Origin of the sequence: Bartonella grahamii ATCC 700132 (assembly GCF_000518085.1) — a bacterium.
In the GTDB taxonomy this organism is placed as follows: domain Bacteria; phylum Pseudomonadota; class Alphaproteobacteria; order Rhizobiales; family Rhizobiaceae; genus Bartonella; species Bartonella grahamii.
On sequence record NZ_JACX01000004.1, the window covers coordinates 1 to 22,078 of the forward strand.

Consider the following 22,078-nt stretch of genomic DNA (forward strand, 5'->3'; position numbering starts at 1 on the left):
ATTGAAACTAAAGTTACGGAGGGATCTGTACAATATGATAAAGATGAAACAGGCAAAAAGACCAATAAAGTTACATTAGTTGGTGGAGATGACAGTTCTCCCGTATTAATAGACAATGTAGCGGATGGAAAGATTGAAAAGGATTCGAAAGAAGCTGTTAATGGAGGTCAGTTACATGATTACACAGAACAGCAGATGAAGACGGTTCTTGAAGATGCCAATAAGTATACGGATGAGAAAGTCAATACTATAGTTAATAATGGCGTTAACGAGGCGAAATCCTATACGGATATGAAGTTTGAGACGTTAAGTTATGCTGTTGAGGATGTTCGCAAGGAAGCAAGACAAGCAGCAGCGATTGGTTTAGCGGTGTCCAACTTACGTTACTATGATATACCAGGATCTTTAAGTGTTTCATTTGGTAGTGGTTTGTGGCGCAGTCAATCCGCATTTGCTATTGGGGCTGGTTATACATCTGAAGATGGAAATATTCGCTCGAATGTATCTATTACGAGTGCTGGAGGTCACTGGGGGATAGGTGCAGGAATTACTCTGAGGTTGAGATGATAATAGAAAAAATGGCTGTTATTGTAAAAAAGAGAAGAATGTTAGTAAAGGTTCTGTTTGCTCTTGCCTTAATAGGCAAGAGCGAAAGCTTTGCTAACGAGAACAATAATATTTATACAGTGCATCCACCGCACTTATCGATACCTAAGGGAGAACCTGGTGAAACACGTCGAATTATTATGCAGTTTTATGACTGGACTTTGATTTGTGACGAAAAACAAAAGCTTAAACATAAGCAAGGTATATGTAATGTGACACAGACTGTTCATGATCAAGAAGGAAATACCATTTTTAGTTGGTCTCTTGTGTCTACGACAAGTGGTCAAGCAGTGATGCTTTTTCGAACATTACCAAATTCTGATATAAATGTTCCGATTCAAATGTTTGTAAAAGGTGTTAAAAAACCTGTTCTTATTCATTATACGCAATGCAATGAAACCGTTTGTTTGGCACAATCGCCTGTAGGGCCGGTTTTGACTAAACAAATAGAGCAGGACAATAAAGTACGTATTTCCTATAAACTTAAAGAAGGAAAGGTATTTTCTTTTACTGTACCATTTAAAGGGTTAAATGCAGCACTTAATTCTTTACGTCCTTAGAATCCATCGAGTATTTTTAACAAGAGTCATTTTTTCATAAATCGTTGTATTATATTTTTGAGTGTAAATTATAAGGTCAAATAAGTAAGAATTTTTATATAATATGACATCGAGCTGATTTATTGGAAAGAGTGAGAGTTTTATGAATATAAAGTCACAATAAGTTCTTTATATGTAATAGAAAATAAAGTTAGTATTTTCCATAAAGCTTAAAGAGTGGTTTCGTGAGTTATTAGAAGTAAAAAAGATTAGAAATACTCGATTTAAAATAATTAAAAAGATAGATTCCTTATAATAATAAGTAGGCTAAATTCTTTTTTAAAGCTTTAAATGGATTTTTAGAGCGGTCTGATTAAGCATTAATATTTTTCAGATAAATTTATAATCCTAGAGAATTTTTTGAACGATAGTTTTAATTGGTATTCACAAAATAACAGCTATTGTAATTGCATTTTGTAGTATTATGGAACTTTTATTCCAGCATAATCAAAGCCATTTCATTGCATACAACAAATAAGGCTCGTGTGTGGATAACGAGATTGAAAAAAGAAAAAATTTTTTATAAACCGTACTAATGTATAGGTTGTTGTGACCTTAAGAGTCAGCAAATAGTATGATAATGTAGGTTTGTTACAATAGAAGTGTGCTCCGTGTAAATGGTATAAAGAAAAGAGCAAAATTTATAAAAATTGATGCGAACGTAAACGATTAATTTATAGTTTTAAGTTCATAAAGAGAAGCATGATTTCACGGAAACAACCAAAAGATTATACAAAAATCTGAATGATGCTAGTTTAGAAAATTTTAATGATAGGCAAAGAAAGAATGATTTCTTGTATTTATCATTTGATGCTGCATTATTGCTTTATTTAGGAATGAGAAGAAGAGTTTTCGCGTTTATTTATTGGGGGGAACGCTCAAGGGATAAGAGAAATGACCCCGTTAAATTATGGTTCAAAAGAGTTAAAGCGAGGAGAAATATACGACACCAAAGCAGATCAGTTATATGATCAGTGCGGTAGTAATACAAATAATCGTTCTGCATTGTCACGAACAGAAGCATACTCTGTCTTTGTTGATATAAAGAGACAACAGAGAAAAAAACATTATGAACAGAAACAGGCTTTTGTTCAATCTGAGACAGCTTTTGAGTTTCATAGTCAGATAATGATAGGTGCTCAAAAAACAAAAAAACTCAAAGCGCCTTTTCTTCGACGGTTCCCTCCAGTAAAGTCTCCACCTCTTTATGCAGCACTTGATCTCGGAACGAATAATTGTCGTCTTCTTATCGCATCTCCCAGTAAACCTGGATATTTTCGTGTTGTTGATGCTTTTTCTCGTATTGTAAGATTGGGAGAAGGTTTAATAAATAATGGTTTTCTTAATACACGAGCTATGGATCGTGCGATTGAAGCATTAAAGATTTGTCATTTAAAGCTAAAACAAAGGCATATTAAGCGTTATCGCTTGATTGCAACAGAAGCTTGTCGTTCTGCAGAAAATGGTAAACATTTTATTCAGCGTGTTTTGGAGGAGACAGGTCTTGAATTGGAAATTGTTGATCGGCAAACAGAAGCGCGTTTTGCTGTTACAGGGTGTAGTACACTTGTTGAACCAAATACTGACGCAATTGTGCTTTTTGATATTGGAGGGGGATCATCAGAAATTGTGCTACTTGATGTTTCTCAAAAGCGTTCTTTTCGTTTAGCTAGACAAATTATTGCTTGGACTTCTCTTCCTGTTGGTGTTGTTACGCTTGCTGAACGTTTTGGAGGGAATGATATTAGCTTAGACGATTTTGAAAAAATGAAAAGCTATGTGCGAGGGTTATTAAATAATTTTTCAGATCGTCATAAATTAGGAGAGTTAGCGCAAGGTTCGAAGTTCCATCTTTTGGGAACCTCCGGTACGGTTACGACTTTAGCAGGAATGTATCTTAATTTAGAGCGTTATGATAGGAAAAAAGTGGATGGCATTTGGATGAATGATGCAGACATTACTCTTATGACACAACGCCTATTATCATGGGATATAGAAAAACGTGTCGTAAGTCCTTTTATTGGGCGCGAGAGAGCAGATTTAGTTTTAGCTGGTTGTGCAATTTTAGATGTTATTCGGGAAGTTTGGCCAAGTCAGCGTTTAAGAGTTGCTGATCGTGGATTAAGGGAAGGAATTTTGATAGAGCTGATGTTACGCGATGGGGTATGGTGTCGTCATAGAAAGAGCGGAGATTTCAAGCGTTAGAGAATTAAATATGGAGACAATGAATAACGATGAAAAAAACAACAAAAACACCGAGGGGTGGCTACGGAGGTTCAGGGTCACATGAATTATATCAGCGCGTAAAAAAGAAAGCAGGAACCATTAAAGCTTCATCACGACGATGGTTAGAGAGGCATCTGAATGATCCTTATGTCCATCAATCAAAAGTAGATGGTTATCGTTCGCGTGCGGCTTATAAACTCATTGAAATTAATGAGCGTTATAGGTTTTTGAAAAAAGGTCAAAAGGTTATTGATCTAGGAGCAGCACCTGGGGGATGGTGTCAGGTGGCTGAGCGTATAGTAGAGTCAAGTGATGAAGATCCTAGCGTTGTTGGTATTGATTATTTACATGTTGATCCATTGCCTAGAGTTGCCATGTTGGAAATGGATTTTTTGCATACAGATGCACCGCAGAAATTAATTGAAACTTTAGGGACAAAACCGGATGTGGTTCTTTCTGATATGGCATCACCAACAACAGGTCATCGTCAGACGGATCATTTAAGAACGATTTATTTATGTGAAGTTGCGGCTGATTTTGCTCTTTCGGTTCTTAAGCCTGGGGGACATTTTTTAGCAAAGGCTTTTCAAGGAGGAGCAGAAAACACTCTTCTCACGATACTAAAACAGCATTTTAAAAAAGTCTATCATGTTAAACCGCCTGCAAGCCGATCAGAATCAGTAGAGCTTTATCTTCTAGCACTTGAATTTAAGGGAAAAACAAAAATACAAGAATAGCGCCTTCTTTTAAGAAGATTTAACTTTACTTAACCTATTTAGATGTGATGATTTTTTTCTCAAAGAGTTATCGGCGATACTGACAGTTTTTCTGTTATCAATGATGAAAAACTGGTAAAACTAATGTATTGCCTATAGAGGTAGAGAGATTGATTCCTCAGAGAGTGCTTCCAATGAAATTTCTTGATCAAGCTAAGGTTTATATTCGTTCTGGTAATGGAGGTTCTGGAGCAGTATCATTTCGTCGTGAAAAATTCATAGAATTTGGGGGACCTGATGGGGGGAATGGAGGACGGGGTGGTGATGTTTGGGCTCTTGTTGTTGATGGGCTTAACACGCTGATTGATTATCGCTACCAACAGCATTTTAAAGCAAAAACAGGGGGGCATGGCAAAGGTCGTAATATGACGGGTGAAAAGGGTGACGATGTCATCCTTAAAGTTCCGGTTGGGACGCAAATTTTTGAAGAAGATAATACAACGTTAATCTGTGATTTAACGGAAGTGGGACAGCGCTATCGTCTTGCAAAAGGAGGGAATGGCGGTTTTGGTAATCTTCATTTTACAACATCGACAAATCGGGCACCGCGTCGTGCAAATCCAGGTTTGGCTGGAGAAGAGCGCGCAGTATGGCTTCGCTTGAAATTAATTGCTGATGCTGGGCTTGTTGGTTTACCTAATGCTGGAAAATCAACTTTTTTAGCTTCTGTAACGGCTGCAAAACCAAAAGTTGCAGGTTATCCTTTTACCACTCTACATCCTCATCTTGGTGTTGTACGTATTGATGGTCGTGAATTTGTTTTGGCTGATATTCCAGGATTAATTGAAGGAGCGCATGAAGGTGTGGGAATTGGAGATCGTTTTTTAGGACATGTAGAACGTTGTCGCGTACTGCTTCATCTGATTTCTTCTCAAGAAGAAGATGTAGCAAAAGCATATCAAATTGTGCGTCATGAACTTGAGGCATATGGAAATAATTTAAGTGATAAGACTGAAATTGTCGCTTTAAGCCAGATAGATACTCTGACAATTGAAGAGCGTAAAACGAAACAGGAAGCTTTGCAAAGAGCTGCGGGTCAATCTGTTATGATGTTTTCTGCGGTTAGCCGCGAAGGTTTAGAAAATGTGCTGCGGGCTGGTGCACATATTATTGAAATGTCACGCAAAGAGGAGATCAGTGGGGATAGCAAGGTTGATTGAGATGGCTGTTGGATCGCAAAAACTTACACACTATAAACGTATTGTGGTCAAGATTGGATCTGCCCTTTTGGTTGATCCTCAGACAGGTTTACGGGTTGAATGGCTTAAAAGCTTGATCAGTGATGTTGTTGAATTGCACAAAAAAGGCGTAGAGATATTGTTGGTGTCTTCAGGCGCTATTGCTTTAGGAAGGACATTGCTACAGCTTCCTAAGGGCGTTTTGAAATTGGAAGAAAGTCAGGCATGTGCTGCTTTGGGGCAAATTGAGTTAGCGAAAACCTATGGTGATGCGCTTGCTCAACATGGGCTCAAAACAGGCCAAATTTTGCTCACTTTATTTGATACGGAGGAGCGAAGGCGTTATCTCAATGCACGTGCAACGATTGAGATGCTTTTATATTTGGGAGCTGTGCCTGTTATTAATGAGAATGATACTGTTGCAACAACTGAAATTCGTTATGGTGATAATGATCGTTTAGCTGCACGTGTGGCAACAATGGTGAGGGCAGATCTTTTAATACTTTTATCTGATATTGATGGCCTTTATACAAAGTCTCCCCATAGTGATCCTACGGCTGAATTTATACCTTTTGTTGCATCCATTACGCATGATATCGAAAAAATGGCAGATGTTGCTGTTTCAGAGTTTTCACGGGGAGGAATGAAGACTAAGCTTGATGCCGGAAAAATCGCTAATGCTGCTGGAACGGCGATGATTATCACCTCAGGCAAGCGTATGAATCCCCTTGCTGCAATTGACAAAGGTGAACGCAAGAGTTTTTTTGCGGCAAGTAAGAAATCTGTCAGTGCTTGGAAAACATGGATTTCTGGTCATTTAGATCCATCTGGTGTTTTGACGATTGATCAAGGAGCCATTAGGGCCCTTGAAACAGGAAAATCGTTATTAGCTGCAGGGGTTATTGCCGTTGAGGGAAATTTCCAGCGTGGGGATACGGTTGCAATTGTTGGTACAGATGGAGTTGAGATTGCGCGTGGACTTGTAAGCTATGACAAAGATGAGGCTGTACGCATTATAGGACATAAAAGTGAAGAAATTGAAGCTATTCTTGGGTATGAGGCGCGCTCTGCTATGGTGCATCGTAATGATATGATTCTACGTTGCTTGACCAATTCTGTTTAAAAAAGTTACTTTTGTTTTTATTGTTTTGGCAGAGTGGATGATACGATGACTTTAGAAGAACAAATGAAAGATATGGGACAAAAAGCGCGCTATGCCGCTGCAGCGTTGGCTGTTGCTTCTTCTGAGCAAAAGAACAATGCATTGGAAATGATCGCTTTAAGTCTGGAGGCTCAGTCAGATGAGATTTTACGGGCGAATTGTCAAGATTTAGAGAATGCTGCTCAGAATAATTTGAAAGCTGCAATGATTGATCGACTAAAATTAGATGACTTGCGTTTACGTGCAATGATAGACAGTGTTCGCCAAGTTGCTCGTTTATCTGATCCTGTTGGACAGGTCATGAGCGCGTGGAAACGTCCAAATGGGCTTCATATAAGTCGTGTACGAACACCTCTTGGTGTGATTGGTATTATTTATGAAAGTCGTCCAAATGTTACAGTTGATGCGAGTTCTTTGTGCTTAAAAGCAGGCAATGCTGCGATTTTGCGCGGTGGTTCGGATAGCTTTCATTCTTCTCATGCTCTTCATGTAGCTTTGGTACAAGGTTTAGAGCGCTCTGGTTTACCCAAAGATGCTATTCAAATAGTTAGAACGACAGATCGCGCTGCCGTTGGGGAAATGCTCAAAGGATTGGATGGAGCGATTGATGTGATCGTACCACGTGGTGGAAAGAGCCTTGTTGCCCGCGTTCAGTCTGATGCACGTGTTCCAATTTTTGCTCATTTGGAGGGACTTTGTCATATTTATATTGATAAATCGGCAGATTTAGCTATGGCACGCAATATTGTTTTAAATGCAAAGTTGCGGCGGACAGGGATATGCGGCGCTGTTGAGACAGTTCTCATTGACAGCCAAGCATTAAAAAAGTTTCTTCCTGTTTTAACTGCTTTACAGGAGAAGGGGTGTGAAATTCGTGCCACAGAAGATATTGTTTTTCTTATGCCAGATGTCAAATTAGCTTCTGAAGAAGATTGGTCGCATGAATATCTTGATGCTATTCTTTCTGTTAAAACGGTTGAGGGTGTTGAGGGAGCCATTTCTCATATCAAGCGTTATTCATCAGGACATACGGAATCGATTATTGCTGAGGATTTGGAAGTGGTGAAGAATTTTTTTAATCATTTAGATTCAGCTATTTTGCTGCACAATGCGTCCACACAATTTGCTGATGGAGGTGAATTTGGTTTTGGAATGGAAATTGGTATTGCAACAGGAAAAATGCATGCACGTGGCCCGATAGGTGTTGAACAGCTAACTTCATTTCAATATCATGTTAAAGGAAATGGTCAGGTTAGAGCTTGAGAACACCATTTTTTCCATGGAAAAATTGTATGCCACATGTTGAAAGATCCAATGTTGTGGGTCTTTTTGGTGGTTCCTTTAATCCACCGCATGCAGGGCATCTTCTTGTTGCAAAAATTGCCATTCGGCGTTTGCATCTTGATCAGTTATGGTGGATGATCACTCCAGGAAATCCTTTAAAGGATCGTACACAGTTGCTCTCTTTAGAGGAGAGAATGCAATTAAGTTTTAAACTTATTGACCATCCGAAAATTCGCTTAACAGGTTTTGAACAGGCTATAGGGAGCAAAGTATCAATAGATACAATTTTTCATATTCTTACCCATTACAGTGGCGTAAATTTTGTATGGATTATGGGGGCAGATAGTTTTACGACGATACATCATTGGTATCGATGGCATGATATCGTTTCTATGCTTCCTATTGCGATTATTGATCGTCCTTTAGGCAATCGGTCGGCACTTTCTTCTCCTATGGCACATATTTATCGTCGTTTTCGTTTGGATGAGAGAGAAAGTAAGCGATTACCTTTTATCAAGCCACCAGTTTGGACTTATTTGCATGGACCTTTATCTTTTCAATCTTCAACAAACCTGCGTTTGAAAAAGAATGATTTTTCTTGAACATTTCATAAGATTCTGCTTCTCTTTAGAGAAATCTCTTTTTAGATTCCACAATGATAAGAAAGGATATTGATCTGAAAAATATTGCACACAAACACTCTTACGATAGTATGCTTTCAAAAGAAAAAAAAGTTTTTTCTGTTAGAGAGAGTCTTGAAGTTATTCTCAAGAGCTTAGAAGATACAAAAGCAGAAGATATTGTTGCTATTGATATTCGGGGGAAGTCATCTTTGGCTGATTATATGGTCATAGCTTCAGCAAATTCGCAGCGTCATGTATCTTCTGTTGCTGATCATTTATTACATACTTGGAAAAATAGTGGGCAGGGGCTTGCGCGTGTAGAAGGGCTTGCTGGAGGTGATTGGGTATTAATTGATACAGGTGATATTATCATTCATCTTTTTCGTCCAGAAATTCGTCTTTTTTATAATTTAGAAAAAATATGGATGTCTCCGGATTTAAACGATACAGCTTTGCTTCTCTTCGGAGATCATTAAAATGCAAATTTCTATTTTTGCGGTTGGTCGTATGAAAAGTGGGGCGGAGCAAAAATTAGTTCAGCATTATTTGGATCGTTTTTCTAAAATTTCTGGAGTTGTAGGCTTTCATTTAAAAAAGTTACAAGAGATACCAGAAAGTCGTGCTCAAACAGCGTGTCAACGTATGGAGGAGGAGGGGAGAAGACTTATTGAATTTTTACCTGAAAAATGTCGATTAATTGTGTTAGATGAGCGTGGAGAATCGATTTCTTCAACTTCTTTTTCTGAAAAATTGAGGTGTTATCGTGATGAAGGCATTCGAGATGTCGTCATTGCTTTGGGAGGACCTGATGGACATAATGAACAAATAAGGAAGCATGCTGATTTTCTTTTATCTTTTGGTTTGATGACGTGGCCACATCAAATTGCACGTATTCTTCTTACAGAACAACTTTACCGCGCTGTGACAATCGAAAATAATCATCCGTATCATCGTTTTTAATATTTTTGTGCAATTTTTAGCACTTATTTATATATTTATTAATATTGTTTTAGCTGACACCATTTAAAGCATCTCTAATGTATACGATGAGGTGTCATGGTTGGGCAAATGAAAAAGCTTCTTCATAGAAAGATGCTATATTTATATGGGGAGTGCGTGATATTTGTCATTTTGCTCTTGAGTATGTTTTTTGGCTTTTCTGTATCGCATGCGGAAGATACAATGAGGAGTACGGAAGCACATAAAGAATTAGGAGAAATTCGCCAAAACATTTCACTTTCGCGTGAGCGTGTTGCTTTTCTTACGCATCAGGTTGAGCATTTAAAAAAAGATCAACGTGTTTTGAGTGATGCACTCATAAAGGCGGCTAAAGAAGAACGTACAGTAGCAGATGATATTGCTAAAAGGGAAGAAAAGCTTAAAAAAATGATAGAAGAGCGGGTACAAGTCTATCAAAGTTTAAAAAATCGTCGCACTGAATTTGCGGAAGTTCTTGCAATTTTGGAACGTATGGGACTGAATCCGCCTCCTGCTCTTATGATACAGCCAGAGGACGCGTTGGCTTCTATACGTAGTTCTGTTTTATTAGGTACTGTTATTCCTCAGATGCAAGAGAAAACACGAGATTTAACACAGAAACTCAAGGAGTTGACCAATTTGAGTAATTCCATTACTACGGAATATACGGCATTAAAGACAAAACTGCAAAATCAAGCAGAGCAGCGAAAACGTCTAGAGCTTTTATTAGACAAAAAAAACAAACTACAAAAAAAATCAGAAAAAGAACTTACAGAACAGCAACAAAAAAATATTGCTCTTGCTAAAAAAGCGCAGTCTTTGGAAGAATTGATTTTAGAGCTCGACCGTCAGTCAAAACTTAGCTCTGATGCATCAGTACAGGTACGGAAAAGTTTGCAATTGTTAGAACAGTCCAATTTTGAAAGCCGAAAAGGTTCTTTACTTTTTCCTGTTTCAGGAAAAAGAATACATCGCTCTAACAAAAATTCGCAGATTACGCGCTTTGGTGAAACGATAGAAACAGAGTCAGGAGCTGTTGTTATATCACCTGTAGATGCTTTTGTTGCTTTTGCTGGGCCATTTCGTTCTTACGGACAGTTAATTATTCTTAATGTTGGAAATGGTTATCATATTATTCTTACTGGAATGTCGAGAATTAATGTAAAACAGGGGCAGTTTGTCCTTTCTGGTGAGCCTCTGGGTATAATGGAGATGCAATTTATTTCAAACAGTGTTGCATTGGATATAGGAAAAACTTCTCCAATGCTTTACATTGAGTTTAGAAAGCAGGGAAAACCTGTAAATCCAACTCCTTGGTGGCAGACTGAAAAAATAAGAAGGAGCCAAAATGATTCGTAAAGTTATTCTTTTGGTCGCTGGGGTATTGCTCGGCGCCTGTTCAATGATTATGGTGCAGTCTGTTGCTGCGAATAATGAAGATAATGCATATAAAAAGCTAGCTATATTTGGCGATGTTTTTGAGCGCGTGCGTATGCAGTACGTTACAGTTCCAGATGATAAAAAGCTCATTGAAAATGCTATCAATGGCATGCTCACATCACTGGATCCTCATTCATCTTATTTGAATGCTGAAGAAGCCAAGGATATGCGGGATTCTACGAAAGGAGAGTTCGGAGGTCTTGGTATTGAGGTCACTATGGAAAAAAACTTGATTAAAGTTGTTTCACCAATGGATGATACTCCCGCTTCAAAAGCAGGTATTTTAGCAGGAGACCTTATTTCAAAAATTGATGATGTACAAACGAATGGTCAAACATTGAACGAAGCTGTTAATAAGATGCGAGGTGCTCCTGGAACACCAATTACCTTAACAATTATTCGTTCTGGCGTTGATAAGCCATTTGAAGTGAAGATTGTTCGTGATATTATCAAGGTAAAAGCGGTGAAGTATCGGGTTGAGGGCGATATTGGATATTTAAGAGTTATCCAGTTTTCTGAGCAGACATTAGGTAATCTTCTGGCGGCAATTAAAGATATCCAATCTAAAATTCCTGAAGATAAGCTAAAAGGTTACGTTCTTGATTTGCGACTTAATCCTGGTGGGCTTTTAGATCAAGCTGTTAATGTTTCGAGTGCTTTTCTCAATAAAGGTGAAATTGTGTCGACGCGTGGGCGCAAAAAGAGTGATGTGACAAGATTTGATGCGAAGCCAGGTGATGTTATCCATGGAAAACCGCTCATTGTCCTTATTAATGGTGGTTCGGCAAGTGCTTCTGAAATTGTTGCGGGTGCATTACAAGATCATCGTCGTGCAACAATTTTAGGGACGCAGTCTTTTGGTAAAGGATCTGTTCAAACAATTATTCCTTTGGGTGAAAATGGAGCTTTACGCTTAACAACAGCACTTTATTACACGCCATCTGGCACTTCTATTCAAGGAACAGGGATCACGCCTGATATTATTGTAGAGCAACCACTCCCTGAAAAATATAAGGGTTATGATGTAAAAGTTGGTGAGTCTGCATTAAAAGGACATATCAAAGGAAAACGAGAGAGTAATAAAGGATCTGGTTCAGCTGCTTTTGTTCCGAAAGATCCTAAAGATGATATTCAATTGAATGAGGCCTATAAGCTGTTACGAGGTGAAATGGCAAATGCAGCATTTCCACCAGATCCCAATAAGGATGTGTTAAAGTGAGAAATGATATCTATAGCTTGCGATTTTGAGGAATATTAAATGGATGCAGGTATTAATTTGAAGATTCTTCCATATCGCAAATGTGTTGGGATTGTTGTCTTTAATCATGAGGGTAAAGTTTGGGTTGGGCGTCGTTTAATGACGCCCATTCATGCAGATATTGACATATCTCATCGTTGGCAGCTTCCTCAAGGAGGGATTGATGAAGATGAAAAACCGTTAGATGCAGCATATCGTGAACTTTATGAAGAAACGGGTATTCGATCTGTAAAGTTGATTAAAGAAGCACAAAATTGGTTCCACTATGATTTTCCACAAGAACTTATTGGGTGTACATTAAGCAATAAATATCGTGGACAAATACAAAAGTGGTTTGCTTTCCAGTTTACGGGAAAGCTTTCTGAAATTGCGATTAATCCGCCACCAGATGGCAATAAAGCGGAATTCGATCAATGGAAATGGATTGATCTAGAAAACCTTCCGTTGATCGCTGTTTCTTTTAAAAAGCATGTCTATATGAAAGTTGTCAGCGAATTTCGAGGTAGCCTTAGACCATTATAAAAGCTATATGATTATGAGAAAGCTTTTTTATTAAGACGCTTTATACCATTTATAAATAATAAACATGTTTCTCTTTTATGTAAAGAACAGGAATATAAAATGAAAAAATTATTTAATTTACTTATAGTTTTTACTCTCTTGAGTATTTCATCTGTTGCATTTGCGACAAATTCAAAAACTCCTGCATCAAAAGATGCGGCAGCGACATTGCCAAATGGAGCTTCTTCTTTGACTGAAACCTACGGTTTGTGGACTATTAATTGTGGTATACAAGAAGGGAAAAGAATTTGTTTTATGCACCGTCAAGAAGTAAATGAGCAGGGGCGTGTTGTTGTGGCTATGAGCCTTATTCTCAATGCTGAGGGTGTTGTATCTGGTAATTTAACAGTTCCTTTTGGTATTTTGGTTTCTAAGCCTGTTCGTTTACAAGTTGATGAGGGAAAAGCTGTTATCGAAACTGGTATTCGGACTTGTGTACCAGCAGGTTGCATGGTTCCTGTCGTTTTTGACAAAAATCACGTAGCAGCTTTACGTTCTGGAAAACAGTTAAAGTTGGCAATGACAATTGCTGCTGCAGGTGAACCAGCTTTGAATGATTTATTTGTTCAGCTCAATGGTTTTAGCAGTGCTCTTAACCGTTTGACTGCTTTGCAGAAATAATTTTAAAAATAAAAGCGGCCTTTAAAAGGCCGTTTTTAGTTTGTTTGTTTTTTATATATTAATAATTAAAACGATGAGATTTAAGATTAATCCTATAAGGGATATTCAGATTTTTTGCTGTTTCTTCTATTTTCATATGCTATTTTTAATTTTGATATTTGTTTTCTAGCTGCATCGTCATTAAATAGAGAGATGAAGAATCTAGATGTCTGGTTTTTATTCAAGAAAAAGAGTATTGAAGTATAAAACCATTTTTTGATACACAAACCTGCTTTAATGAAGGTTTTCTATACGCTCTTCTGTTTCCTTGATTGAAAGGGATGACGCATGATTTATGCATTGCTTCGAACGATTGATTTGATTTTTGATATTTATATTGATATTTTAATCGCTAGTGTCATTTTTTCTTGGCTTTATGTCTTTAATATCATAAATTCGCGCAATCGCTTTGTTGTTTTGATAGGAAGCTTTCTAAATCGTCTTACAAATCCTGTTCTAAGCCGTGTACGGCAAATTTTACCAAATTTTGGAACAATTGATATTTCACCTATTGTAGTGTTCGTTATTATTTATTTTATTCGTACTTTCATGTGGCGCATTTACGCAAACATGTATTTATAGAAATATTACTTGAGGCGAATACATGTTTTATCAAGTTGATAAAAATAACTTGATTTTGTTTGTATATCTCATTCCTAAATCATCCGTTGACAAAATAATAGGGGTTGAATGTAGGGACGGTGAAAAACAATATCTGGTTATACGCCTTCGTGCTGTTCCTGAAGATGGAAAAGCGAATAAAGCTCTCATTAAATTTCTTGCGAAGCAGTGGAAAATACCATCTTCTTCTATTTCTCTGAAAAACGGCGCAATATCTCGCTACAAACAACTTTACTTTTCAACACATTTAGAAGAGCTAAAGCAGATATGGCAATCCTTTAGAGATTGCATCTCGTAGAAAAAATAAATAATAAAGCCTATTAAAAAAACAGGCTTTTTAAAAAACAGGCTTTATTTTATTAAAATCGTTATATTTTTTTATTGCGCTCAACAGCTTGCTTAATTAATTCATGAGCAAAGTTTTTATCACGCCATCCTTCAATTTTAGCCCATTTTCCAGGTTCCAGATCTTTGTAATGCTTAAAGAAATGTTCAATTTGTTTGAGTGTAATCTCGGGAAGATCGGTATAGTCATGAATATTGATATAGCGTTTTGTTAATTTTGGAGTGGGAATGGCAATAATTTTTTCATCTTTACCACCATCATCTTCCATCATCAGAGCTCCGATGGGGCAAACATTGATAACACAACCAGGCATAAGTGGACGGGTATTACAGATAAGGACATCAATAGGATCACCATCATCTGAAAGTGTATGAGGGACAAAACCGTAATTTCCAGGATAAACCATTGATGTATGAAGAAAACGGTCAACAAATAATGCGCCCGACTTTTTATCCATCTCATATTTTATTGGTTGACCACCAAGGGAGACTTCCACAATAACGTTAATATCTTCTGGTGGATTTTTGCCTACGGGTATTTCCTTAATATTCATAGAGACATCCTTTCTGGGATATAGTGAGGCTCAATACAATTAAATATTTTACCAAAGAGATTATGAAATTAGCTTAAAATTGATGCACGTGTTTTTTCAAAACGTTTACGTTCATTAGGATCAAGATAGAGTTTGCGGAGACGAATATTTTTAGGGGTTACCTCTACAAGTTCATCATCTTGTATCCACGATAAGGCACGTTCTAATGTCATTTTAATGGGGGGCGTTAGCTTTACGGCTTCATCTTTTCCGGAAGCGCGCATATTGGTGAGTTTTTTTCCTTTTAACACATTAACTTCTAAGTCATTATCTCGTGAGTGGATGCCAATAATCATACCTTGATAGACTTTCACACCCGCATCGATGATCATAGGTCCACGATCTTCAAGATTAAAAAGAGCATAAGCGACAGATTCACCATTGTCATTTGAAATCATAACACCATTAACACGACCAGCAATGTCTCCTTTATAAGGTTCATAAGCATGGAAAAGGCGATTCATAATTGCTGTACCACGTGTGTCCGTTAAAAGTTCAGATTGATAACCAATGAGTCCTCTGGTTGGCGCATAAAAAACGAGTCGGACACGATTACCCCCAGAAGGGCGTAATTCCACCATTTCGCCCTTACGTTCAGACATTTTTTGTACAACAGTACCGGAATATTCTTCATCAACATCGATAACAACTTCTTCGATTGGTTCAAGAGTTATTCCATTTTCATCTTTTTGCATAACAACACGTGGGCGTGAAACACTAAGCTCAAATCCTTCACGGCGCATATTTTCAATGAGAACTGCAAGTTGTAATTCTCCTCGTCCTGAAACGTAGAAAGAATCTTTATCGGCTGATTCTTCAATTTTAAGAGCGACGTTGCCTTCTGCTTCTTTTAACAATCGGTCACGAATGACACGACTTGTTACTTTATTGCCTTCAGTTCCAGCAAGGGGACTATCGTTGACGAGAAAACTCATAGTAACAGTAGGAGGATCAATTGGTTGGGCAGTAAGTGGTTCATTAACAGTAGGGTCACAGAAAGTATCAGCAACGGTACCTTTTTGTAGACCTGCAATCGCAACAATATCACCAGCACTTCCTTCTTCAATAGGTTGCCGTTCTAAGCCACGAAATGCCAAAATCTTTGAAATACGCCCAGTTTCTAAAAGTTTTCCATCTTGTCCAAGAACCTTGACATTTTGGTTGGGTTTTAGAGAGCCAGAATGAATCCGTCCTGTAATAATTCGTCCCAAAAACGGATCCGCTTCAAGAATAGTTCCAATCATGCGAAACGGTCCTTCTGCTACACTAGGAGAAGGGACATGCTGCGTCACAAGATCAAATAAAGGACCTAATCCCTGATCTTTTGGTCCCTCAGGGGCTTCAGCCATCCATCCATCGCGTCCAGATCCATAAAGAATAGGAAAATCAAGCTGTTCGTCGGTTGCATCAAGAGCAGCGAAAAGGTCAAAAACCTCATTAATGACTTCATCAACGCGTGCATCAGGTCGGTCAATTTTATTAATAGCAACAATAGGGCGCAACCCCACTTTCAATGCTTTGCCAACAACAAATTTTGTTTGTGGCATTGGTCCTTCAGCAGCATCAACAAGTACAATGGCTCCATCAACCATATTTAGAATGCGTTCAACTTCTCCACCAAAGTCGGCGTGTCCTGGTGTATCAACAATATTAATTCGAGTATCTTTCCAAACAACAGATGTCACTTTCGCTAGGATTGTAATACCACGTTCTTTTTCAATATCGTTTGAATCCATCATACGTTCGCTTGTACGCTGATTATCACGGAAGTTTCCTGATTGCTTGAGTAGTCCGTCTACAAGCGTTGTTTTCCCATGGTCAACGTGGGCAATGATGGCAATGTTACGCAATTGCATAAATTTTCTTCTTTTCGTTTAATGAAATTTCATTTGAGGCAGAGTCTTTACATTCTTTGCCTGACTATTACAAAACCTTTTACATGTTTTTTTATAATTTTGGAAGATGGAGGTAATATTTTTATGGTAAAACTACTCATCCAAGTCTTTAAGGCTCTATTAAGCTTCAATTGCTGGAGCTTCGTAAAAAGTTTTTTATAGTACGGATGTTCTATTCTCGAGCTAAGAATTGTCCATAAAAATCACTGTCAATTTTATTTTTATCAATATGATGTAAGAAATTTATATGAACGCTTGTAAGAATAAGTAAGTATAAAGCTAGCTGTATTTATTGTTGTCGTTTTGCAAAGAGATTGATAAAAATCCGGAAGATCTCTCAATCCATAGCTAATTTATTGACGACTGTACGACATTTTTATTCTAACAAAGCTTTTTCTTATTCTATAACTTGTCAATCAAAATCCAGATCTAATGCAACCGTGTATTTGAGGTAAATATTGAGATGATTAAGCATTTTATAAGAAGTTCTAGCTTTTGTATGCCAGATTAGGGCAAGAGTTATATCTGTTTTATTTATTTATGAAACCGGAATACAGTCTTATTTAGAAGGAATATGAAGGCATCAAAAGAAAATTCTTATCTTTGCCGTTAAGACAAATTTATGCTTTCAAAAGCATCTAAGCAATATCTTTAAAACCATGAAGATAGTGCATTGCCTCACACTTTTGTTAATCGCATTCTCTAATAGGAGTATGCTTTTCATGCCAAACAGAACGCTTTAAACAGACTAGACTTGTTGTTGCATATTCATGTACTTAAGAGAGATTTTTGAACGTACACTACATCCATTTCATGATAGGGCTCATAAATGATATAATATACGCGAATAGTATACTATCAACACCGTTGTGAAGAAATATAAAGCCTATTGAGCATATCATTATTATTCTTTCTCCACTGTCAATATTGCAACAGTTTTTGATGCGAGAGAGAGAGGATATAAGAAGTATTTAATTTTTTCTTGAATAGTTTTTAGCTATACACCAATCCCGTTTGTGACAGGCAAGAAGATAACTTTAATTCATTTAATATGAGAAGCTTTATGATGAGGCAAATTTACGATATTCGGAGCTGTTATTCAATAAAAATAATAAATTGTCTATGGAGCGGTGCGCTAGAAAATAAATTAATGGAGCTTATTCTCTTCTGGAAAGATCTTAGGTTACATGACAAAGTCTTTCCAGAAGAAAGAGTTTTTACTTTACATGTTTAAAGAAGAGTTCCTGACAAAATGATGGAAGCTACAGAAAAATAGATTATAATGCCCATGACATCTACTAAAGTTGCCACAAAAGGCGCAGAAGCACTTGCTGGATCAAATTTTAAACCTTTAAGAATAAAAGGCAGCATAGATCCAGAAAGAGAACCAAAGGTAACGATTCCGACTAAAGCTGTACCTACTGTTGTCGAAACAGCAATCCAATGTTGCCCATAGTCGTAGATACCGAATTGTTGCCAAAGAGCAATGCGCGTAATGCCAATAATTCCGAGTAAGAGACCAAGAGATAGTCCTGTTGGAATTTCACGAATGAACACTTTCCACCAGTCTTTCAACGTGAGTTCACGTAAAGCCAATGCACGGATAATAAGGGATGTAGCCTGTGAGCCGGAATTTCCTCCTGAGCTCATAATGAGAGGTATGAACAGTGTAAGAATAATCGCTTTTTCGAGTTCTGTTTCGAAATGTTGCATAGCACTTGCTGTCAGCATTTCACCGACAAAGAGTAAAGCGAGCCATCCGCCGCGTTTTTTCATCATTTCAGGAAACTTAATTTGCATATAGGGCTTATTAAGCGCTTCCATACCCCCAAATTTATAGGCATCTTCATTCATCTCATCAACCATAGTATCAAGCACGTCATCGACGGTTACAATGCCAATGACATGGTTACTTTCATCAACTACAGGCACAGAGAGAAGATCATGGCGCTGGAAAAGGCGTGCGATATCTTCATGATGTGTGAAGGGCGATATTGTAATGGGCGAGTCATGGGTAGGGACATTAAGAATTTGTTCATCAGGTGAGGCAAGAATAAGGTTACGCAGTGAAACAGCTTTGAGAAGAATACCTGTTTTAGGGTCAATTACATAGCTGGTATAAACGGTTTCACGTGTTCGCTCGACCTCACGAATGTGATCCAAAGTTTTTTGTATAGTCCAGTTTGAAGGAACGGCTATAAATTCTGTTGTCATCAGTGCCCCTGCTGTATGATCAGGATAACTGGTAAGTTTTTTAAGTTCAGCGCGCGTTAAGGGTTTAAGCAAGGCATAAAGTCGTGTGCGGGTTTCTTTATCCATTTCTTGAAAGACGTCTGCAGCAGCATCGGCAGACATGCCATCAAGAATTTCAACAGCACGATTTATAGGGAGAAGTTCTAGGATAGAAGCAGGTTGCTCAAGCTCTGGTTTATCAAAAAGTTCGATAACATAATCAAGAGGCAGAAGACTAAGAATGGTTACACGTTCCATGATATCGAGGTCATTGATGATATCAATAGAGTCTGCAAAATGCTGATTTTTTAACTTTTCAGCGAGAGCTTCAGGAGAAAAATTTTTGAAGTCGAAGGTCGTTTTAATTTCAGTCATGATAAAGTACCTCCTGAAGAGTTGGAGAGTTGTAAATCTAGATAATAGATGAGATAAAAATAAAAGTTTATGGAAGATTTAAAAAAACTCCCCAGCTATATTCCCAATTGTTAATATTTTAAGTAAAGTCAAGGGTGAATTATAAGTTATAAACAAATTTCTGAATCACTAAAACGAGAATACAGCTTAATTTGAGGATAATATAATATAAAAATCAGTTCTGATTTTTACCATCATTTCTTTAATGTAGTTTTGTGATTTTCAAAAGAATCTACAGCAATATTTTGTAAAGAGTGGAGATTATGCCTTTCTTCAAGTGTTTTTATTAATATGCAATTCTATTGTGGTGTGCGAGCGAATAATCTTTATTTCTCCAATATAATATGTTTTGAAATGAAAGAATTTTACGATTTCTAGGTTTTTTATTCAATAGCGTTTGGAAAGGCCGTTTTGAAACTCACGAAATAGTTTTAGTATATTATCAATTTGTGTCGTAAAGATAATCATTACAGCTTAAATTTATAATGGAGACATAAAGTATTATGACAAAAGCAGCAGTGCTGGACTGGAAGGGATTTTCAGGTCTTCCTGATTTTTCTTCTATCAGTGATGAAGATTTTAAACCCGCTTTTGAACAGGCACTTCAAGAAGCCGAAGAAGAACTAGAGGCGATTGCGATGGTGCAAGAACCACCAACGCTTGAGAATTTTTTGCAGCCTTTTGAGCTTTGTGGCAAAGCGCTTGATCGTGTCTGTTCAATATTTTTCTTGCGCACCAGTGCTCATACGAATGTATTAATTCAACAGCTAGAGCAAGAGTTCGTTGTAAAACTTTCTCGGTATTCTTCAAAAATGATGATGGATGCACGGATATTTGCGAAAATAGATGCGCTTTATAAACAGTCGCAGCTGGGCATATTTGAGAGTGAAACAACACGTGTTCTTGAATTATGGTGGAAAAAGTTTGTTTGTCATGGGGCAAAACTCGATGAAAAAGCTAAGAAACGGCTTTTGGAAATTAATGAAAGACTTGCTTTTTTAAATGCTACTTTTGGACAAAATGTTTTAAATGATGAAGCTGAATGGATTCTGTTTTTTAAACAGACCGACTTATCTGGTTTACCGCAAGATCTCATTGATTCAATGAAGGAAATTGCGTGTGAAAGAGGTAATGAAGAAGCGTATGCATTAACACTAGCACGTTCGATTGTTGAACCTTTTTTAAAATTCTCTGATCGTCGTGATTTGCGTGAGGTTGCATTCCAAGCTTGGGCTAAACGTGGTGAAAATAATAACAAGAATGATAATAAAACAATTATTGTAGAGATTGTTGCGCTTCGAGATGAGCAGGCTAAATTATTAGGATATAAATCTTTCGCAGATTTGAAACTCGATAATACCATGGCTAAAAGTGTTGATGCCGTTATGGATTTGCTTATGCCTGTATGGGAGCGCGCAAGAGCGAAGGCTTCTACTGAGCAAATTGAATTACAAAATTTTGCCAACAATCAGGGCAGCAATGAATCTTTAGCTGCTTGGGATTGGCGGTATTATGCTGAAAAACTTCGCACTGAACAACTTTCTTTCGATAGCGCTGAGATTAAATATTATTTTCAGCTTGATCGTATGATTAAAGCGGCTTTTGGGGTAGCAGAAAAACTCTTTGGCATTACATTTGAAGAAAAAAACGCTGTTGCACTTTGGCATCCTGATGCACGTTTGTGGGAAGTAAAAAAGTCTGATGGAAGTCTACTTGGGCATTTCATTGGTGATTATTTTGCACGTTCTTCAAAACGGTCCGGTGCGTGGATGAGTAGTTTGCAATCACAATATAAATTGGATGGCGGACAAAAGCCTATTATCTACAATGTTTGTAATTTTTCTAAACCTTCTAAAGGGGAGGTTGCTCTTTTATCACTCGATGATGCGCGTACGCTTTTCCACGAATTTGGGCATGCATTGCATGGTTTGCTTTCTGATGTCACATGGCCATCTGTATCGGGAACATCGGTTTCGCGTGATTTTGTTGAGCTGCCTTCTCAACTTTACGAACATTGGTTAACTGTACCAGAGATTTTACAAACTTATGCTACGCATGCAAAAACAGGACATCCTATGCCGCAAGCATTAATGGATAAGGTTTTGTCAGCACAGACATTTAATGCTGGCTTTGCTGCAGTTGAATTTACTTCATCAGCTCTTGTAGATATGGCTTTTCATAAAGGACAAAAGGTAACTGATCCAACAGTGTTTGAACGCCAAGAATTAGAAAATCTGCAAATGCCTGATACAATTATTATGCGCCATCGTCCTCCACATTTTACGCATGTATTTTCAGGTGATGGTTACGCCGCTGGTTATTATTCTTATATGTGGTCGGAAGTCCTTGATGCTGATGCTTTTCAGGCTTTTGAAGAAACGGGAGATGTTTTTAATTCAGAGCTTGCTGATAAGTTGAAACGTTTTATTTACTCTGCTGGGGGAAGTCGTGATCCAGAGGAGCTTTATAAAGCTTTTCGGGGACGGATGCCTTTACCAGAGGCAATGATTAACAAACGTGGACTATAAGATATAACGGTATGGTTAATACCATGCCGTTTTCATATTATTCGAAAAATGCAGTTGTGATTTATGCAAAAATTCTCTTCATTATAGCTCTGTAAACAG

The 22,078-nt window shown here is 37.6% G+C and carries 20 protein-coding genes; 17 read left to right on the top strand and 3 right to left on the bottom strand.

All coding sequences use genetic code 11. The features are described from left to right. From U736_RS0101370 to U736_RS0101445, 16 genes are all read left to right on the top strand, one after another. A partial coding sequence (locus tag U736_RS0101370; RefSeq protein ID WP_210164513.1) for a YadA-like family protein occupies positions 1-567 on the top strand: 567 nt, incomplete at its 5' end. After that, complete coding sequence (locus U736_RS0101375; RefSeq protein WP_026500190.1) at positions 564-1,166, top strand: invasion associated locus B family protein; 603 nt, start codon at positions 564-566, stop codon at positions 1,164-1,166. The genes U736_RS0101370 and U736_RS0101375, both read left to right, overlap by 4 nt. A 933-nt stretch (positions 1,167-2,099) precedes the next feature. Beyond that, positions 2,100-3,410, top strand: a complete 1,311-nt coding sequence (locus U736_RS10745; RefSeq protein ID WP_012754571.1) for a Ppx/GppA phosphatase family protein — start codon at positions 2,100-2,102, stop codon at positions 3,408-3,410. Positions 3,411-3,439: 29 nt separating this feature from the next. Further along, positions 3,440-4,168 carry an RlmE family RNA methyltransferase gene (locus U736_RS0101385; RefSeq protein ID WP_026500191.1) on the top strand — a complete coding sequence of 243 codons (729 nt, stop codon included), beginning with the start codon at positions 3,440-3,442 and terminating at the stop codon, positions 4,166-4,168. 173 nt (positions 4,169-4,341) lie between these two features. Next, positions 4,342-5,367, top strand: a complete 1,026-nt coding sequence (gene obgE / locus U736_RS0101390; protein WP_026500192.1) for a GTPase ObgE — start codon at positions 4,342-4,344, stop codon at positions 5,365-5,367. A 1-nt stretch (position 5,368) separates the two neighbouring features. Continuing rightward, positions 5,369-6,508 carry a glutamate 5-kinase gene (gene proB / locus U736_RS0101395; RefSeq protein ID WP_012754574.1) on the top strand — a complete coding sequence of 380 codons (1,140 nt, stop codon included), beginning with the start codon at positions 5,369-5,371 and terminating at the stop codon, positions 6,506-6,508. A 45-nt stretch (positions 6,509-6,553) separates the two neighbouring features. After that, positions 6,554-7,810, top strand: coding sequence for a glutamate-5-semialdehyde dehydrogenase (locus tag U736_RS0101400; RefSeq protein ID WP_026500193.1), 1,257 nt, complete (start codon positions 6,554-6,556; stop codon positions 7,808-7,810). Between the two features lie 29 nt (positions 7,811-7,839). Further along, on the top strand, positions 7,840-8,433 hold the full coding sequence (locus U736_RS0101405; RefSeq protein ID WP_012754576.1) for a nicotinate-nucleotide adenylyltransferase: 594 nt from the start codon (positions 7,840-7,842) through the stop codon (positions 8,431-8,433). 53 nt (positions 8,434-8,486) lie between these two features. Further along, positions 8,487-8,930, top strand: a complete 444-nt coding sequence (gene rsfS / locus U736_RS0101410; protein ID WP_012754577.1) for a ribosome silencing factor — start codon at positions 8,487-8,489, stop codon at positions 8,928-8,930. 1 nt (position 8,931) lies between these two features. Further along, positions 8,932-9,414 (top strand): 23S rRNA (pseudouridine(1915)-N(3))-methyltransferase RlmH, encoded by a 483-nt coding sequence (gene rlmH / locus U736_RS0101415; protein ID WP_026500194.1) that lies wholly within the window; start codon positions 8,932-8,934, stop codon positions 9,412-9,414. Between the two features lie 96 nt (positions 9,415-9,510). Next, positions 9,511-10,791 carry a murein hydrolase activator EnvC family protein gene (locus U736_RS0101420; RefSeq protein WP_012754579.1) on the top strand — a complete coding sequence of 427 codons (1,281 nt, stop codon included), beginning with the start codon at positions 9,511-9,513 and terminating at the stop codon, positions 10,789-10,791. Then, a complete protein-coding gene (locus U736_RS0101425) occupies positions 10,781-12,091 on the top strand; it encodes a S41 family peptidase (RefSeq protein WP_012754580.1) in 1,311 nt (436 codons plus the stop codon). Before U736_RS0101420 ends, U736_RS0101425 begins: the two co-directional genes overlap by 11 nt. A gap of 39 nt (positions 12,092-12,130) precedes the next feature. Beyond that, complete coding sequence (locus tag U736_RS0101430; protein WP_012754581.1) at positions 12,131-12,652, top strand: RNA pyrophosphohydrolase; 522 nt, start codon at positions 12,131-12,133, stop codon at positions 12,650-12,652. A gap of 99 nt (positions 12,653-12,751) precedes the next feature. Next, positions 12,752-13,312, top strand: coding sequence for an invasion associated locus B family protein (locus U736_RS0101435; RefSeq protein ID WP_012754582.1), 561 nt, complete (start codon positions 12,752-12,754; stop codon positions 13,310-13,312). A 327-nt stretch (positions 13,313-13,639) separates the two neighbouring features. After that, a complete protein-coding gene (locus U736_RS0101440; protein WP_012754583.1) occupies positions 13,640-13,933 on the top strand; it encodes a YggT family protein in 294 nt (97 codons plus the stop codon). Positions 13,934-13,955: 22 nt separating this feature from the next. Further along, entirely contained in the window at positions 13,956-14,270 is a 315-nt protein-coding gene (locus tag U736_RS0101445; RefSeq protein ID WP_012754584.1) for a DUF167 domain-containing protein, read from the top strand. A 70-nt stretch (positions 14,271-14,340) separates the two neighbouring features. On the opposite strand, the gene ppa is transcribed toward U736_RS0101445, so the two are convergent. The 3 genes from ppa to mgtE all read right to left on the bottom strand — a co-directional run bounded on the left by ppa (position 14,341) and on the right by mgtE (position 19,412). Next, complete coding sequence (gene ppa, locus U736_RS0101450; RefSeq protein WP_012754585.1) at positions 14,341-14,871, bottom strand: inorganic diphosphatase; 531 nt, start codon at positions 14,869-14,871, stop codon at positions 14,341-14,343. Positions 14,872-14,939: 68 nt separating this feature from the next. After that, positions 14,940-16,766, bottom strand: coding sequence for a translational GTPase TypA (gene typA, locus U736_RS0101455; protein ID WP_012754586.1), 1,827 nt, complete (start codon positions 16,764-16,766; stop codon positions 14,940-14,942). 1,269 nt (positions 16,767-18,035) lie between these two features. After that, positions 18,036-19,412, bottom strand: coding sequence for a magnesium transporter (gene mgtE / locus U736_RS0101465; protein WP_012754587.1), 1,377 nt, complete (start codon positions 19,410-19,412; stop codon positions 18,036-18,038). Between the two features lie 542 nt (positions 19,413-19,954). Between mgtE and U736_RS0101470 the strand changes: the two genes are divergently transcribed. Beyond that, positions 19,955-21,979, top strand: coding sequence for a M3 family metallopeptidase (locus U736_RS0101470; protein ID WP_012754588.1), 2,025 nt, complete (start codon positions 19,955-19,957; stop codon positions 21,977-21,979). The last annotated feature ends 99 nt before the right edge of the window (positions 21,980-22,078 follow it).